Origin of the sequence: Paenibacillus polysaccharolyticus, from assembly GCF_900102085.1 — a bacterium.
Classification (GTDB): Bacteria; Bacillota; Bacilli; order Paenibacillales; family Paenibacillaceae; genus Paenibacillus; species Paenibacillus polysaccharolyticus.
Genome location: NZ_FMVM01000002.1, coordinates 316,304 through 333,449, shown reverse-complemented (window position 1 = coordinate 333,449; position 17,146 = coordinate 316,304). Strand labels below are relative to the sequence as shown.

The 17,146-nt window shown below is 46.5% G+C and carries 14 protein-coding genes; 6 read left to right on the top strand and 8 right to left on the bottom strand.

Annotated elements, in window-relative coordinates; translation table 11 throughout:
• Positions 1-176 precede the first annotated feature (176 nt).
• Complete coding sequence (lpdA, locus tag BLQ13_RS03960; protein ID WP_090916214.1) at positions 177-1,541, top strand: dihydrolipoyl dehydrogenase; 1,365 nt, start codon at positions 177-179, stop codon at positions 1,539-1,541.
• Between the two features lie 128 nt (positions 1,542-1,669).
• On the opposite strand, the gene BLQ13_RS03955 is transcribed toward lpdA, so the two are convergent.
• A complete protein-coding gene (locus BLQ13_RS03955) occupies positions 1,670-2,848 on the bottom strand; it encodes an MFS transporter (RefSeq protein WP_090916212.1) in 1,179 nt (392 codons plus the stop codon).
• Between the two features lie 123 nt (positions 2,849-2,971).
• On the opposite strand from BLQ13_RS03955, the gene BLQ13_RS03950 reads away from it, so the two are divergent.
• Both BLQ13_RS03950 and BLQ13_RS03945 read left to right on the top strand, forming a co-directional pair.
• Positions 2,972-3,862 carry a LysR family transcriptional regulator gene (locus BLQ13_RS03950; protein WP_090916210.1) on the top strand — a complete coding sequence of 297 codons (891 nt, stop codon included), beginning with the start codon at positions 2,972-2,974 and terminating at the stop codon, positions 3,860-3,862.
• A gap of 42 nt (positions 3,863-3,904) precedes the next feature.
• Positions 3,905-4,468, top strand: coding sequence for a GNAT family N-acetyltransferase (locus BLQ13_RS03945; protein WP_090916208.1), 564 nt, complete (start codon positions 3,905-3,907; stop codon positions 4,466-4,468).
• Between the two features lie 48 nt (positions 4,469-4,516).
• Here BLQ13_RS03945 and BLQ13_RS03940 read toward each other — a convergent pair whose 3' ends face one another.
• Both BLQ13_RS03940 and BLQ13_RS03935 read right to left on the bottom strand, forming a co-directional pair.
• Positions 4,517-4,870 carry an SH3 domain-containing protein gene (locus BLQ13_RS03940; protein WP_090916206.1) on the bottom strand — a complete coding sequence of 118 codons (354 nt, stop codon included), beginning with the start codon at positions 4,868-4,870 and terminating at the stop codon, positions 4,517-4,519.
• A 59-nt stretch (positions 4,871-4,929) separates the two neighbouring features.
• A complete protein-coding gene (locus BLQ13_RS03935; protein ID WP_090916204.1) occupies positions 4,930-5,577 on the bottom strand; it encodes a TetR/AcrR family transcriptional regulator in 648 nt (215 codons plus the stop codon).
• 121 nt (positions 5,578-5,698) lie between these two features.
• Here BLQ13_RS03935 and BLQ13_RS03930 point away from each other — a divergent pair, with 121 nt between their 5' ends.
• The gene (locus BLQ13_RS03930) at positions 5,699-7,267 is read left to right on the top strand and encodes an FAD-dependent monooxygenase (protein ID WP_090916202.1); all 1,569 of its coding nucleotides are present in this window, start codon (positions 5,699-5,701) and stop codon (positions 7,265-7,267) included.
• Positions 7,268-7,353: 86 nt separating this feature from the next.
• Here the strand turns inward: BLQ13_RS03930 and BLQ13_RS03925 are convergent, their stop codons facing one another.
• The 4 genes from BLQ13_RS03925 to BLQ13_RS03910 form a co-directional block, all read right to left on the bottom strand.
• Positions 7,354-8,952 carry a glycoside hydrolase family 43 protein gene (locus tag BLQ13_RS03925; protein WP_090916200.1) on the bottom strand — a complete coding sequence of 533 codons (1,599 nt, stop codon included), beginning with the start codon at positions 8,950-8,952 and terminating at the stop codon, positions 7,354-7,356.
• Positions 8,953-9,033: 81 nt separating this feature from the next.
• A complete protein-coding gene (locus BLQ13_RS03920; RefSeq protein WP_090916197.1) occupies positions 9,034-11,031 on the bottom strand; it encodes a YjhG/YagF family D-xylonate dehydratase in 1,998 nt (665 codons plus the stop codon).
• A gap of 18 nt (positions 11,032-11,049) precedes the next feature.
• Entirely contained in the window at positions 11,050-12,516 is a 1,467-nt protein-coding gene (gucD, locus tag BLQ13_RS03915) for an alpha-ketoglutaric semialdehyde dehydrogenase GucD (RefSeq protein ID WP_090916195.1), read from the bottom strand.
• Between the two features lie 49 nt (positions 12,517-12,565).
• A complete protein-coding gene (locus BLQ13_RS03910; RefSeq protein ID WP_090916193.1) occupies positions 12,566-13,444 on the bottom strand; it encodes a fumarylacetoacetate hydrolase family protein in 879 nt (292 codons plus the stop codon).
• A gap of 209 nt (positions 13,445-13,653) precedes the next feature.
• On the opposite strand from BLQ13_RS03910, the gene BLQ13_RS03905 reads away from it, so the two are divergent.
• Positions 13,654-14,568: an AraC family transcriptional regulator gene (locus tag BLQ13_RS03905; protein ID WP_090916191.1), complete on the top strand. Its 915-nt coding sequence runs from the start codon at positions 13,654-13,656 to the stop codon at positions 14,566-14,568.
• Positions 14,569-14,693: 125 nt separating this feature from the next.
• Here the strand turns inward: BLQ13_RS03905 and BLQ13_RS03900 are convergent, their stop codons facing one another.
• Positions 14,694-16,115 (bottom strand): family 43 glycosylhydrolase, encoded by a 1,422-nt coding sequence (locus BLQ13_RS03900; RefSeq protein WP_090916189.1) that lies wholly within the window; start codon positions 16,113-16,115, stop codon positions 14,694-14,696.
• 137 nt (positions 16,116-16,252) lie between these two features.
• On the opposite strand from BLQ13_RS03900, the gene BLQ13_RS03895 reads away from it, so the two are divergent.
• A complete protein-coding gene (locus tag BLQ13_RS03895) occupies positions 16,253-17,011 on the top strand; it encodes an AraC family transcriptional regulator (RefSeq protein WP_090916187.1) in 759 nt (252 codons plus the stop codon).
• The last annotated feature ends 135 nt before the right edge of the window (positions 17,012-17,146 follow it).

The following is a 17,146-nucleotide window of genomic DNA, read 5'->3' as shown; positions in this document are numbered from 1 at the left end:
GGTCTGTATATATCGATCGTTTTTAAAATATTATATTTATCATATTATTTAATGTCAATTCATAGATCAGTACTTTCAGCAGAGGAAAGGTGATCATAAATGGAGTATTGACCCCTTTAAAATATGATGATTATAATATATTATAATCATCATATTTTATTTCGGAGGTACCCACTATGAATGCATTAGAAGCTGTAGACACACTGGTCATTGGATCAGGGCCAGGAGGTTATGTGGCCGCACTACGATCCTCACAACTCGGGATGAAAACAGCGGTCGTGGAGCGTCAGCAGATCGGCGGCGTATGTACGCATGTAGGCTGTATCCCTTCCAAAGCACTAATTGGTGAAGCAGAGCGTTTTTCTTTACGCAGGCAATGGGGCGCTATCGATCAAGGCGTTTCCTTTCAGGAGGCTCAGGCATTCAAGCAAGCCGTGGTGGATAAGCAGTCTGGAGGAGTTCGGTTTTTGCTCAAAACGGCAGGCGTTACTGTTCTGGCAGGTGAAGCAAACTTGATAGATGCACATACCGCCGCGATTCATCATGCTGAAGAGGGTGAGCGCCATATAGTCTTTAAGAACCTCATCTTGGCAACCGGCTCCCGTCCGATTGAAATAAGTGCTCTTCCCTTTGGCGGACGAATCCTCTCATCCAGCGAAGCGCTATCGTTGCCGGAAATTCCCGAAAGCCTAGTTGTGGTTGGGGGCGGTTATATTGGCGTGGAGCTCGGTCAGATGTTTGCGAGATTTGGAACCAAAGTTACGATGCTTGAGGGGGGTGAACAGATTTTGCCCGGATTCGAAGCAGAGCTTGTTGAACCTGTTATTCGTCAACTAAAAAAGGACGGCATAACCATCTTAACCGGAGCTAAAGTTACGGGAGCAGACCAGTATACGAGTCACATCGATCTCCACTATACACGTCTGAATGATCACGGAGTTGTTCAAGCGGAATATGCGTTAATTACGGTCGGCAGGAAACCGAACACAGACGGCACTTTAGGTCTTGAAAATATAGGTCTCTCCCCTACTCCACAAGGCTTGATCGAGATTGACGCGCAGTGCAGAACATCCATCCCGCATATTTATGCTATTGGAGATATCGTTCAAGGCCCTGCTCTAGCTCATAAAGCTTCGTATGAAGCAAAAATTGCAGCTGAGGCAACTGCAGGTAAACCCTCGATCATCGACTACAAGGCGATTCCGCTAGTCGTGTTTTCACATCCGGAGATCACTAGCGTTGGTCTTAGCGAGACGGAATGTGAACAGAAATCCATTCCTACTGTTGTTGGAAAATCTGCTTTTTCCATCAACGGCCGTGCACTCGCTCTGAAGGAAACCGAAGGTTTTGTTAAAATTGTAGCTCACGCTACGACGGGGCTTGTATTAGGTGCACAGATTGTCGGGGCTGATGCTTCTACGCTGATCTCCGAGTTGTCTCTTGCTATTGAAATGGGAGCGACAGTTGAAGATTTGGCCATGACCATTCATCCTCACCCGACGCTGGGGGAAATCATTATGGAGGCTGCAGAACAAGCATAGAATGAACAATCGCCGCAAACCTGTTCAAACAGTAGGTTGCGGCGATTTGTACTATGAATTTGTGTAGGATCTGTAACAGCTTAAGCGCTCTAATTCAATGATCGAACCTGATTTTGGTAATTTTCTTATCAGCTTTTTTGCGCTTCATTACCCTTAGGAGCTCCAACAGCTTTTCTCCCCATGTTCATGGATAACTGTACACTAATCATTAGCATTACAATGACCAGCATGGCAATAATGGATACGTTAAATCGTCCGCTGAGATCAAAGATCCATCCAATAACAAGTGGACCGAAGGCACCCATGATATAACCTCCCATCTGTGACATTGCTGACCACGACCCTGCTTCCTCGGCCGTATTTGTTGCCATAATGGGTAGCATCAGCGCTAGTGGAAACAATCCACCAGCCCCGATACCTAGAAAAATAACGGCTGGTAGCATGGGCACAGGCAACAAAAGTAACACTAAACCGATGAGTTCTGAGACACTACACAAGACAAGCCATAGTTTGATCTTGCCTGAGCGGTTTACAAGATTCGGAATCAGTAATGCAACAGGAACTTGAATCAATGTAAACACGGTCAGAAGCAACGCTGCGTTTGGTGCGCTGTATCCGAAGCTAAGAGCGATTGGCGAAATCCAAGCTGTCAAGCTATAGAACATGCTGGCCATGAGGCCAAAAAACAAAGTGAATTGAATCGCTTTTTTATTGCCCAGAGGCAGTTTAACACGTTGTGACCTGCTGCTGGAGGGTTTGTTTTTTCGAATGAGTAAGGTCCAGAAGATCACAGCAATGAAACCAAAAGCGGCCCAGCAGGACAAGGCTAGTGAAAGATTGTGTTCATTTTGATTATAAATCGGAATGGTTAATCCGGATGCCAATGCTGCCCCAATCGTCATCGATACGGAGTAAATACTCACTATGCTTGGGCTTGCCGGGAAATACTTTTTAATAAAACTTGATAGTAGCGGTCCCGCGAAGCTAATGCCAATCCCTCCGACTAAAGCAGTAGCAAGTAGTACGATAACAGATTGATCTACACTGCGTAGTGCAGTGGCCAGTGTGATGAGAAGAAGCGAGATAAAAATAGTTCGCTCCAAACCGAGCCGCTGACTTAACGTGGTGGCGACGGGAGCAAATAATCCCATACACAGGACAGGCAGTGTAGTCAGAAGGCTTGCTGTTAACGCGCTTATACCTAGCTCGGTTTGAATCATGCTCATCATGGATGCCACGGAAGTAATGATAGGTCGCAGGTTCAATGCCGCAATAAATAGTGCGAATAAATATAATAATTTTTTCATCGTTCTTTTTCTCCTGGTTCTTCTTGAAGTCACTTTGAGTATACGTCCGTCCTATCCATTGATCAATCCAATAATTCGTATTATTATGATAGTAAAATACTATCATTAAACGAGGAGAAAAAGATGGATACTCGAAATATAACGTACTTTATGGCCGTCTTTGAGCATCTTCACTTCACGAAAGCCGCAGAGCTTCTCGGGATTTCACAGCCTACGTTGAGTCAGCAGATCCGTCTGCTGGAGGCTGAAGTCGGTATGCCCCTTTTCGATCGAATTGGAAAAAAAGTAGTTGCAACTGAGGCAGGCAGGCTTCTTCACCAATACGGCATGAAAATGATTCAGGCTGAAATGGATGCAAAAAGTGCGATTCAAGAACTTGTATCGGAGAAGCGTGGAACGGTCCGGCTTGCTGTGTTACCCTCTGATCTTGATTTTCAACTTGTTCCGCTGTTTGTTGAATTCAAGACTCGGTACCCTCATACGAAGCTACAGGCTTTTTCAACCATTTTCGTTCGAGACGAAGTACTAACCCATAAAGTAGATCTTGGCATTGGTCTTCGTGGTCCCAAGGACAAGCGCCTTGTACAGATTCCACTGGGAAGTGAGCCTTATGAACTGTTTGTTCATGCATCCAGTGATCTTGCAAATAAACATGAAATAACCCTGGAAGAATTGACACGGCTTGCGCTAGTCATGTATCCCAAAGGGTATATTGGCAGAGATTTGGTGGATGAAGTTTTCCGGGAGCAAGGCCTGGAATTAACGACGGTTATGGAAGCAGGTTCTGCTTCTTCCCTATTGCAACTGGTAGCTGCAGGTATTGGTGCAACGATCCAGCCAAGAGAACTGTTAAAGCAGCATTCCGGCTGGGAAGATATCGTAACGATTCCCATTGTTGGGCCTGCACCTGTTCGACATATGGAGTTGACCTACTATGCGGATCGATTCATTAGCAAAGCGCAACACCAACTAGCGGAGTGGTTGATTGAATTTTTTAAATCGAAAACGAACTAGTGAAAAGCAAAAATTCGAAGAGAATAAATGAGGTTTTATAAAATGGAGAAATCGAAAGAAGTATTTGCCGTTTCGGAGCGTCTCGTGATTCGAAAGTTCGGCATGCAAGACGTTCAGTCCTTCTATCAGTACCGCTCTAATCCCGATATTGCTCGTTTTCAATCCTGGGAAAATTATACGATTGAAGATGCAGAATCATTTGTCGGCCGTCAATTAGAATCTTCCCCTGATCAGCCGGGTAGGTGGTTTCAATATGCGGTTGCTTTGGCTGCGTCTGATCAGATTATCGGAGATTGTGCGATTCATACAATTGGAGCCGAACCTCGAATTGTCGAGCTTGGATTTACTCTTGCGCCTGAGCATCAAGGTAAAGGATATATGCATGAAGCACTTTGTGCCCTACTTGACTATGTTTTCGGTACACTGAACAAACATAAATTGATCGCTTTTTCCGATGTGCGTAACACAAAGTCTATTCACGTTCTGGAACGTTTGGGCATGAGACGCGAAGGACATTTGCTCGAAAATTACATGTCCAAAGGTCATTGGATCGATGAGTATCAATACGCGATTTTGCAATCGGAATGGCTAACCATGCGTAGGTAATCTTTGTGAAGAAATGGGTTGTTCCAGAATGACGTAGAACCCAACGGGTCATTGTTTTAATGGGGTGATAACTTTATTAGGTACCCACCCCTTCTCACCTTCAGTCGTGTGCACAAGACTCCATTCGTTCAGCTCAAATTCTTTCAGTACGATCATACCAGGAGTCACGTTCAATTCATATGCAGCATAGTCCTCCTTTACTTTTGCTATCAGTTCTTCATTCGGTGTGCTCAGTATTTGCTTGGGTACCCAGCCACGCTTTTTAGACTTGATAGATTCACAAAAAATCCAGTTCGGAAATTCAGTATCTTCCTCTCCATAATGAACAATATCTCCCTTAGCCAGAACAATAGGGTCAGGATAATTGGACTTATGCGGGTGAATCACTTTGTATTGCTTCATATGTACTCCCTCCAGAATGTAATTCTTTAAAAAGTGAACCCAACGATCAGGACAATTCTTCATTTTTTATAATAAATGGTGTGTTGCCCATAGGCGCGAAGAAAGACACGTACCCCTTCAGTGATGATTCGCTTGGTTTGTTCATCCTGAACATTTCCGATTTTTTTCGGTTGATTAAATACCATCAAAAACGTTAATGCGGCAAAATGCTTTGTAGCCAGTTCGGGATCGGGCACATCAAGCAGTCCGTTTTCTCCAAACTCCGCAAACCTCCTGATCATCCCCTCTTCCGTTGCGTTGTCTAACTTTTCTATAAAAGAGATGGGTAGGTTGGCTTCTTCCATCGTAACCAGACGGATCAAAGCACTGTAATCAGAAGAACCGTTCGCTGAAGCTACGAATTGTTCACAGAACAAGATAAGAGCCTGCTCCAGATCCTCGAATTCCGAGAGGTAGTCTGTTATTCCTTGTTTGATCATGTCCAAAACCGCCCAACTCGTTTCTTCCACAACAGCAAGCAACAAGTTTTGTTTGTCACCGTAATAATCATAAACTGTTCTTTTCGAAACACCTGCTTTAGCTGCGACCGCATCGACGCTGGAACGATCAAACCCATCTGAGAGAAACAAGTCTCGTGCCGCCGCAATAATTTTCGCTCTTTTGTCAGAAGAGCCTTTGCGGACTTTTTTGTTTTCCGTAGTATTCATCCTTAAGCTTCCCCCCTATAACTATACTATCAAAAATGAGTTCCTCTTTACAAACTACACTGCACGGTGTAGTTTATTTTATATAACCTATCCCGATCCATGATCAAGGAGGAATTAACTTATGAACACGCCACAGTCTTTTGTTGATGTTCTTATTGTCGGGGCTGGGCCTACAGGGCTGACACTTGCCTGCGACCTTGCCCGTCGAAACGTAGACCATCGGATTATCGAACGAAGCACTTCGTATAACATAGCGTCCCGTGCCAAAGGAATTCAGCCCCGTTCGCTTGAAGTCGTTGATGATTTGAAAGCCGTTCGTTACATTATGGACACAGGTGTCGTGGATTTACCTGTGCGCTATTACAATGAGGATGGCAGAAGTATAGTTAAGCCCTCTATTACCGTTGCGGCCAGCGCTGAACTGGGATCACCCTATCCAGATCCGGTCTGGATTGCTCAATTTGATGTGGAAAAGGCATTACGTGACCGATATGAGATGTTTGGCGGTAAAGTGGAGTTGGATAGGGAAGCCGTAGGACTTGTTCAAGACTTGGAGGGTGTACTGGTAACAGTGAATACATCAGAAGGAAAAGAGCAAATTCATGCCCGTTATGTGGTTGGCGCTGATGGTGGTAAAAGTAGTGTTCGCAAATTTATCCATCATCCATTGGTTGGGAATACACACGATCATGAACGCTGGTATCTTGGCGATGTGCGTTTGGAAGGACTGGATCGTGATCATATCCATATCTGGACTTCGCCGGAGGGGATGGTCGGAGTAACGCCATTACCTAAATCTGATATTTGGCAACTGCAAGCTACCATTCCGTCAGAGATTAAGGAACCGGAAAAGCCATCGTTAGAAGTGTATCAGGATATGTTTAACCGTCGGGCAGGTGCTGGGCATGTTCAGTTTATCGATGCCTCCTGGCTATCTATCTACCGGATCAACGTGCGAATGGTTGAATCTTACCGCAACGGTCGGGTTTTTCTTGCCGGAGACGCCGCGCATGTTCACTCACCAGCCGGAGGGCAAGGCATGAATACCGGGATACAGGATGCCTACAACCTAGGATGGAAACTGGAATCCGTCATACGCGGAGCAAACACCACCTTGCTTGACACCTATAATGAGGAACGTCGTCCCGTAGCAAAAGCGGTGCTTGAGGATAGCACCAAAAAAATGGGAGCGATTCTAGGGACAGCGACTGAACGTGGAGCATTATCCCAATCCTTAAGTACCGTATCCGATGATCTAACGAGCGGACTTCTTATTTCTTATCGTTCAAGTTCTCTTACCCTCCCCTCTCATCAAGCCAATGTTACCCGTTCAATGCCTGGAGATCGTGCTCCTAATGCCAAGGGTCTGCAAAGTGCTGAGTTCACAGGAGATGTCTTTGACCTTTTGCGCGGTCCACACTGGACTCTTTTCGCTTTTGTAAACCGTACAGACCACCTTTCTCTAATGGACTTCACTTTTGATGAACTCCATACGCACTGCATTGTACCATCACATGTTGAAGGGGAAGAATGCATTATTGACGCAGCAGGTAATGCCTATAAAATGTACGATATTACAAGCGAGACACTTTTATTGATTCGTCCTGATGGCTACATCGCATTACGCACTTCCATTGAGGACAGCGCACAGATTCTACAATACCTGAACTCTATGTATCACGCGAACTAGTTAAAGTCAGGCTACCTTTTATAAAATTATGTCTCTAAACCTAAAAGATGGCCCCCCGTGAAAACAGGAGCCATCTTCTTCATTATCTATGATGTGGAATAACGAAAATAATCAAAATCAGCATGTCTTCGGGTTCCACCGAGATCCTGCACACAAAGACCAATATAAGTACCCGTGAACCGGATGTATTCCGGGGATTCATCGCATAAATGCGTAATATCCGTCCACTCACCGACCTGAGTCCATGATGCTTCGCGCTCTTCTAACGCATAGTAGAAGCAGGCACGATCATGGTGAACGACTACTTTTAAGCGGATCGGGTTACCTGTCTGAAGCGGAAGCGGAACGTCTTCCTCCAAGAGCTCATCATACACTCCATATTTAGACTGAAGGATCCCAAGGCATAGTCCTTTTTCTTCTTGATACGTCACCCTAAGGTAAAGGTAATCCTGCGTATCGTAATAGAGGATCAGTCCAGCCATCTGCTGCGGATGATCCGGTTCGAATTCCAGACACGTTGCAGCTTCACACTTAAAAGCATCAAGTCTGCGAGCAAGCATGCTTTGTCGGTGTGTTGAACTCATGGATTCCATCCCATACAAACGTAGGTAGCCAGGACGTTCCTTCAATGTAAGCCAATTTTCGTCGGGCGGGATACGAAGAGTGTTCCAGTCGTTACGAAGCTCGCTCTGATCAAAGTGGTCCATCTCCGCTGACGGTTCAAACGGCTGAGGCTTTATATTCGGTGCGGGCACTTGAAGTTCTGGATATCGATCCCCGCTTGCAAGCCTTAACCACCCATCCTCGCTCCACGTACAGCGCTGCAGAGCCGTTTCACGTCCAAGGATACAGTGTTTTTCCTGAACAGGTCTGCCCACCAGATGTGCCATGTACCATTCGCCCGTGTGCGTCTCGACGAGACTTCCGTGACCTGCCTTTTGCAGTGGTAAATCCGTTCTTCCGTGTGATGTGAGGATCGGATTGTGCGGATCGACTTCATACGGGCCTTGTAATGTACGTGAACGGGCAACCGTCACAGCATGCTCATAACCTGTTCCGCCTTCAGCGGTTACTAAATAATAATAACCATTGTGTTTATACAGATGCGGTGCCTCTGTCAGTCCCAGTTCTGTTCCTTTAAAAATGTTGATAGCACTTCCGACCAGCTTCTGCTCCTGAACCGAATACTCCTGAAGTACAATACCTGCAAAGCGGTTTTTGCCCTTACGATGATCCCAAATCATGTTTACCAGCCACTTACGTCCATCTTCATCATGAAACAGAGAAGGATCAAAGCCGCTGCTGTTCAGATAGATTGGTTCAGACCATGGCCCTTCGATATTTGTTGCGGTCACGAGGTAGTTGTGAGTATCTTTAAAAGCACCTATTCTACTCTTCACATCCGTATATATCAGATAAAACATACCGTGATCATAGCTGAGACAAGGTGCCCATACGCCTCCAGAGTTGATATTCCCCTCCATGTTTAACTGGGATTTTCGCGTCAATGGTGAAGGTAACGCACGCCAGTGAACTAAATCCTTGGAGTGATGAATGCGGACACCTGGGAACCACTCGAAGGTGGATGTGGCAATATAATAATCTTCTCCTGCCCGGCATATGGAAGGATCGGGATGAAAGCCGGTGAGGATCGGATTGGTAATCATGGTTGTGGTTGTATTCATGAAAGCAACCTCCGGTAAAAGTAATAGCTATGAAACATTGCTGGCTAGCACATGGTAAAAGAATGCGTTGATTGCAGAGCCTCAGTTCCAACCGAGCGCCTTTTTGCCAGCCTCAAGTGCAGTTATGATGCGGTCTACATCGTATATATTGCCTCTCCAGGTGCCTCCACTGACCGATTGCAGCGCTGCCCACAAGCGTGTATCGTCAGGCAGTGCTTGGTCTGGTCGCATATCCGGATGAAAAGGCCGCTGTGCCAGGATCAATGCTCCTTCTTCGGGAGAAACTTCGATCCCTTCCGCTCCGACAAAATTAACACTTCCATCCAGCGTGCTCCGATCTACGACAATGTCAATTAAATCACCGTTTCGCAACTTTCCGATGGGACCGCCGGCAAGCGCTTCCGGTCCAACATGACCAATGCATGCACCGGTAGATACACCGGAGAAGCGGGCATCGGTTATGAGCGAAACATGTTTTCCAAAGGAAAGATGTTTAAGTGCAGAAGTAAGTTGATACGTTTCCTCCATCCCTGTTCCAGATGGCCCACGTCCAAGCAGGACTATAATATCACCCGCGACTATTCCACCTGTTTTAATTGCACGGATGGCTTCACGTTCAGTGGTAAATACCTTGGCCAACCCCTTGTGACGATATACTCCTTGTTCATCGAGTACATCCGGGTCAATGGACGTAGATTTGATAACAGAGCCTTCGGGAGCAATATTGCCCGTTGGAAATGTCACAGTAGAGGAAATGCCCAGCCGCTGGGAGTGTTCCGCACTCATAATGACACTGTCCGGATCGATGCCATCGACCTCTTGCAACTGTTTTCGTATAACATGCCGACGCTCGGACGACTCCCACCAATCCAGGACGTGGCTCAGAGATGTTCCTGTTACCGTCTTCACAGTTTCATCCAACAAACCAAGACGTCTAAGGTGAAGCATAACTTCTGGCACACCACCGGCCTGAAAAACCCGAATGGTCGGGTAGAAAATGGGGCCATTGGGGAGCGCACTCACCAGTCTCGGCACATGTTTATTGACCTGAATCCAGTCCTGTACATCGGGCAGGGTTAAACCGGCCGCATGTGCAATGGCAGGAATGTGAAGAAGCAGATTGGTAGATCCGCCGAAGGCTGCATGCACGACCATGGCATTACGAATCGATGCATCGGTGATAATGTCCGCCATTCTCAACCCTTGAGTCTCCATCTGGATCAGTGCACGTGAGGATTGCCGAGCCATCTCAAGCCAGATCGGTTGCCCTGAAGGGGCTAGAGCAGCATGAGGCACAGTCATTCCCATCGCCTCAGCTACAACCTGAGCTGTGGCTGCTGTTCCTAAAAACTGACAACCTCCGCCCGGGGTAGCACAAGCCCGGCAACCTAACTCTGATGCCATCTCCAGTGAAAGCTCTCCGCTTGAGTACCTTGCACCGATCGTCTGAATTTTCCCGGCGTCTTCTCCATCCGTAGGCGGAAGAGTTACACCGCCAGGAACAATAACACCTGGCAGCTGCGGCATACCCGCCAGAGCAAGCATCATTGCGGGCAGTCCCTTGTCACATGTCGCCACGCCTAACACACCTTTGCGTGTGGGCAAAGATCGAATCAATCGGCGAAACACCATCGCAGCATCATTTCGGTATGGCAGTGAGTCGAACATACCGGTTGTTCCTTGTGATCTGCCGTCGCAGGGGTCGCTGACATAACCGGCAAACGGAATTCCGCCGCGGCTGGACAATTCATCTGCCGCTGCTTTCATCAGTAGTCCAACTTCCCAGTGGCCCGTATGATAACCGAGTGCTGTGGGACTGCCATCCTCATTGCGTATACCACCTTGCGTACTTAAAATCAGATACTGTTTGCCGTTTAACTCTCCAGGCTTCCACCCCATGCCAACATTCTGGGACATGCCGAACAAGTCGCCACTTGGCGCATTTCGCAGTAAATCATCGGTTAGAGGCAGACGCCCTTCCACCCCGGGAGCATGGGCTTGAATCGTGAAGAGGTCAGATTGATTGTTACTCAGATCAGGCGAATTTTCACCCATAATGGATCGAATCTGTTCGTACATGATATCTCTCCCCGCAGTTTAAGATTTCACGAAGACGGTTTTGATTGCGGTGAAAAATTCAATAGCGGCCTGACCTTGCTCTCTGGAATGGGAACTGGACATCTTCATCCCGCCAAATGGAGCCTGTAGCTCGACACCCGCTGTTTCCGCATTAATTCTTACAAGTCCAGCGTCCATATCACGAATAAACGAAAGCATCGATCCAACGTTTTGTGTATAGATTGAAGCACTTAATCCATAGTCGCTATCATTGGCTAGCTCTATAGCTTCTTCAATGGAATCTACAGGCATTAAGGCCAGCACTGGGCCGAATATTTCTTCTCTAGCGATCGACATATGGGATTCGACACCTTCAAATACCGTCGGCTGTACATAGAATCCTTCTGCAAGCTCAGGACTGTCCGGTCTGTTCCCTCCGGCTAATAGTATTGCACCCTCATCCTGTCCTTTTTGAATGTAACTCAGGACTGTATTAAGCTGTCCTTCACTTGCGCATGGACCCATCCAGCTCTCGCCAGACATACCATCGCCCAAACGAATTTCCTCAACTTTTGCCAGAAGCTTTTCCTTGAAAGCATCATAGACTATTCGTTCAATGATTACGCGGCTGGTCGCCGTGCATTTCTGACCCGTTGATTTCAGGCCACCGCTAATCGTTCCTTCCACAGCCAAATCCAGGTCAGCATCAGCTGCAATGATGACCGGGTTTTTGCCACCCATTTCAAGCTGATATTTGGCTCCCCGAGAAAGTACAGCAGCACCGACCCGTTTACCCACTTCATTGGAGCCTGTAAACGTAATCCCGTTCACATCTGGATGTTCAGCCATTGCAGAACCGATTACCGAGCCTTTACCACACACCAGGTTGAGAACACCAGCCGGAAGGCCTGCTTCTTCAAAACATTCCAATACTTTGGCTGCCGTAACCGCTGTCTCCTGTGCAGGTTTCAAAACAACCGTATTGCCGTAGATCAACGCAGGTGCAGCTTTCCAGATCGGGATAGCTACCGGGAAGTTCCACGGTGCAATTACACCAACAACACCAAGCGGTACACGCGTTGTAAACATTAGAGCTTCGCTGTCTGTGGACGGAATGACATCACCCGTTTTACGCATGCCTTCACCTGCGTAATATCTTAAGATCGCGACGCCGCGCATTGTTTCTCCTTTGGCTTCAGGGAACGTTTTTCCCATTTCTCTCGTCATCGCTTCTGCGACTTCATTCGCTCTGCGTTCCAGTACGTTTGCCGCCTGAAAAAGAAAATCACCTCGTTCAGCGCCAGTTAACTTCCGCCAAGACTTTGCCGCTGCTTTTGCTGCTGTCACGGCTTGATTCAGGTCTTCCACGCCAGATGCAGGTACATGCCCCACCACTTCATTTCGATTGGCCGGGTTGATGCTAGCGTCTGTTTTTCCACTGGCAGCTTTCACCCATTCTCCATTAATAAAATTGCTATAGGTCTGCTCTAACTGAAAAGTGCTCATTGTTTTCATCCTCTCTAATCAGTCATTAGAATTTAGAATTGTCGGATTGTCACGAGTTCGAAATAACGGGATTAATTAGCGTTCCGATGCTGCTGATTGAAATCTCGATACGGTCTCCTGGCTCAAGTGTAAAATCATTTGGCGGTACAATATTAGTACCGGTCAGAAGTACTGTACCGTCGAACAAGTCATTGTCTCTTGCCAAAAACGAAACCAGTTCATCCAGCTTACGGTTTAATTCACTCGTGCTAGCATCACTTTTTACAATGACTTCTCCATTGCGATAGATCTCGCAAATAATGCTCAGGTCATAGGGGTTCTGCACCGTTTCCGCTAGCCGGATCGCTGGCCCGATAGAACAAGAATTGCGCCATATTTTGGCCTGCGGCAGATACAGTGGGTTCTCCCCTTCGATATCCCGGCAGCTCATGTCATTGCCTGCGATGTATCCTACAATGCTGCCATCAGCGGCAAGCACAAGCCCAAGCTCGGGCTCTGGAATCTGCCATGTGGAATCACTGCGTAGCGTGACCGCTTCATTGGGTCCAATGGTACGAGCAGCTGTGGATTTGAAAAAAATTTCCGGACGTTCTGCATCATAAACTTTATCGTAAAAGGTAGTCGCATCCAGCTTGCCATCCGTTGCTTCATAATTACGAGCTTCCCGGCTTCGCTGATACGTTACACCTGCTGCCCATACTTCGGGTGCTTCAATGGGGTTGACAATATGCAGGGTTGTCCAATCGTCGGTCAGTTTGTTTACAGGTTTAAAAGCGCTTTCAACAAGTTGGACTGTTGAAATGCCCTGTTCTCTCGCTTGGTAGATTAAGGTCATGAAATCGGTCTGTGGCAAACGATAGGCTTGTTCATCATCCGTCACGGCTGCCAGCCACTTCTGTTCTCCATCCAGAAATCGAATAATTCGCATATAAACGTGCCTCCTGTGCCCCTATTGGGTTGATAATTCTAGATTAGCATTCACCATGTCTCATGACGATGTTCTAATCACTCTGACCATTTACCCTTTTCACGCATCAACTTTCTGTTAAAATGAGGATATAAGTTTTACAACAAGCTGATTTACACAGACACTCCGATGACAGAATAAAAAATTGTACAGGACGAGGGGGACTTGCAGTGGCGAAGCATTCAGAAGCGATGTATTTAGGCCGTTTGCCTGATGTTCGTCTGTCGTTCCAATTAATGGGGTTGCATGCCAGAAAAGCAGATTCGAACTGGACATATCCATCCCATGAACATTCGATGTATGAAATTCATTGGATGATGGAGGGTCAGATGAGCATGGTGATCAATGGAAAACTGCATCAGCAGTCCAAAGGAGATCTTTTGTTCATTCGTCCGGGAATCACCCATGCTTGCACAGGGGCAGGGCCAGAAGGGTTTACCTATTTTTCAGTTCATTTCAGTGTGCACGATACTTCTTTTTGCCGGGAACTCAACCGCAGCAAAGACACCTACTATCCAGCAACATCGAATCTGGCCATGGCGATGTCCCCGATCCTCTCTACATTGTATGATCTGTCCACAGAGCATTTGTCTGAATCCTTATCCTCCTCGAAACAAATGAAGGTGCATGCCGCTGTATTTGAGCTTCTTGGCTCGCTAGTCGGACAGTTATCGCAGAACGCATCCGTTACTGTATCCAGAAAAGAGGCGATTGCCCATCAGATCGCTGAGTATATCGAGGACTCGGTAAGATATATCCATCTACATAGTGAGATTCAAGAAACGGATAGAACCTGGATTCAGGATATTGCAAAATCGCTCAACTTGAGCACGTCACAGGTCAATCGAATTTTCCGAGAAGTGTACGGTCAGGCGCCGCGCAAGTATTTATCCGAAACGTTACTGAACGAAGCACAGCGGCTATTAAAACAAACGGATCTGAATATTGATCATATTGCCATGATGCTCGGATACAAAACGAATGCACATTTCAGCCGCCAGTTCAAACGGTGGACAGGCATTGCGCCAAGTGAATTTCGCGTGCATGCCCAGCAGGATGTGATGAGTCTTACGCAAGACAAATAATGCGCAAAGATGGAGAAGTACGTACTGTTTAAAAATGAAACGCGATTCCATGTGAAAAAGAAAAAGCAGCTCAAGGATGAGTGCCCTCACCACTGACTGCTTGGAACTTTTGAAGACAAATGAAGTTATTTCAGTTCAAATGAAGCCAGGCTCGCGCTGCCCATCCCCTGGTATGTAAAATACAAGGCCTGTTTACCGTCCGGAATGTGAATCGCGGATGAATACGGCTTCCATACGTTGGTGAAGTGTACCGGGATGGTTCCCAGGACGGGGCCGTCCCAAGCGGTTTTTACCTCAAAGCTACCATTACAGTATCCACGCACCTTAATCGTGACTTGTTGAATGTCTTTACAATCGAAGTATTTAAAACCAGCTGTCGCAGATTCCGTCATATTGGCAATATATCCGGTTTCTTCGTCGCCATCTCGGCCATCTTGGGTAATTTTCGGAAAGCGACTGTCGAGCCAAGCACCTGTACCAAATCCACCCGTATACAATTGATCTTCTTGGGTAAAAAGGTTGCACGCAAGATAGGCGGGGTACTCGCCTCTACCTTCCAAAGGTTCTCCATTCGAACCACAAGAGGTCATTTCAACTTGAGGGATGAAGCCATCCTTTTCAAACGTAAGCTTTTCAATACATCCCTGCCGGTTAAATGCATCTCCATTCGTATGTCTGTGGTAAAAAATGTACCATTCTGCGCCGATCTCTACGATACTTCCATGATTGTTCCCTCCATAATACATGGGCTTTCCAGCCGGCTTGTATGTATCGATGTGAAGATCGCAGTTGCTCACAATTACACCTTGATATTCAAAGCCTTGAGTTGGAGACGTACTGGTTGCGTAACATAATTCATGCATGACGACCGAGGAGTATACGAGGTAGTAGAGGTCTCCCCTTTTGCGAATCGAAGGAGCTTCAAAAAATTCATGTCCTTCATACCCGCTTCCATCACTATATGGCTGACTTGGGGCTATAAATACCGGTTCCTCTACAATCGTTAGCATATCGGGGCCAAGCACCGTCGCCATTGCTCCATGTCTGGAACGGTCACCGGGTGCACAGAAGCCCGTGTAGAGATAAGTGAGCTCTCCTTCTGTCAGCACACCTGGATCGAACTGCGGCTCATCCCCTTCTCGTTCCCCGAGCCGAGTGCCGTCTGTATATTGAACATAACCATAGAATTCATATTTACCCGCAGGCGAATCGCATACCGCTACAGAAACAACCGGTACTTTATCAAGTACATAATATAGATAATAGCGACCATCCGGTCCGATTGTTACATCGGGGGCATAAAGGCACATATGACCGTCGGGGTTCAGCGGATCATCTGTTTTTTGATAAATAACTCCCTCATTGCGCCATTTACCAAGGTCATCTACAGGAGCAGACCAGCATACATAATCGTTCAGACAAAACGCATGTCCGTTAAACCGATCATGTGACCCGTAGACGTATACTCTGTCGTTAAACACATAAGGCTCGCCGTCAGGCACGTACTCCCATGATGGGAGATAAGGGTTTAAACCTTGTTTTTTCATTGGAAAATGCACCCCTTGTTTAGATTTGTCAAGATAACTTTCGTATAATAGGAGACACCGAGCATGTTCATGTTTCAATGGCGTTTCGATGTACACGTAGACGAGATTCACAATACGCATGGTAAAGGTGAAATACGATGAATACGATTTATTACGTTGAATATGATGCTGAGCATCACGGTCCATTTGTGTTTGATATACCTGAAGGCCATGATTGCTGGCTGTTGGTCATTACGCAGACTCCGGCACTGTTCTGGGTTAAAGGTCAACTGGAAGAATTCCCGCCCTATTGTGCTGTTCTGTATCCGCCCTATTCGAAAATATACTATCGCGCTTGCTCAGACCAATATGTGAACGATTGGATACGTTTTGCAAGTGACGAGCTCTATGTAACCGAAACCTCTCTCCCTCTGGGCGAGCCTTTTGCATTGGATGATCCTGAATATTGTCATAAGCTGTTTCAATTACTTGTCGCAGAGCATTCTCTCCAGAAAGGCTACAAGGAATCATCCATCGATTATTTGCTTCGCACATTGTTTAACAAACTGCTTGAATCTTATGTGCAAAAAAATATTGGCCCGCAGCATTATCCTCTGATGAAACTTCGGACAGCTATTCACAACCATCCAAGTCATCCATGGACTGTGGCTACGATGGCCAAAACCATGAATATCAGCCCGGGATACCTGCAACTCATTTATAAGAAATCATTCGGTTTGTCCTGCATAGATGATGTCATCCATAGCCGAATTCGCTTGGCTAAAGAGTACCTTAGACACCATCCCTATACGGTTGCAGAGATTGCGGACAGATGCGGGTACCGTAATGTCGAACATTTCTGTCGGCAATTCAAACAAATAACAGGTGTATCGCCTAAGCGATTCAAACATCAGTGAGTCTTAATGAGCATCTGCACTTCTGAAACAGACTTGTTTGTTTCTCCACGTTTCTTCGTGAAATGGTAGTGCTCTCTTATGATTTAAGATAAGGTTTTTAACACATGCATACAATGACTTATCCTGACCGATTAT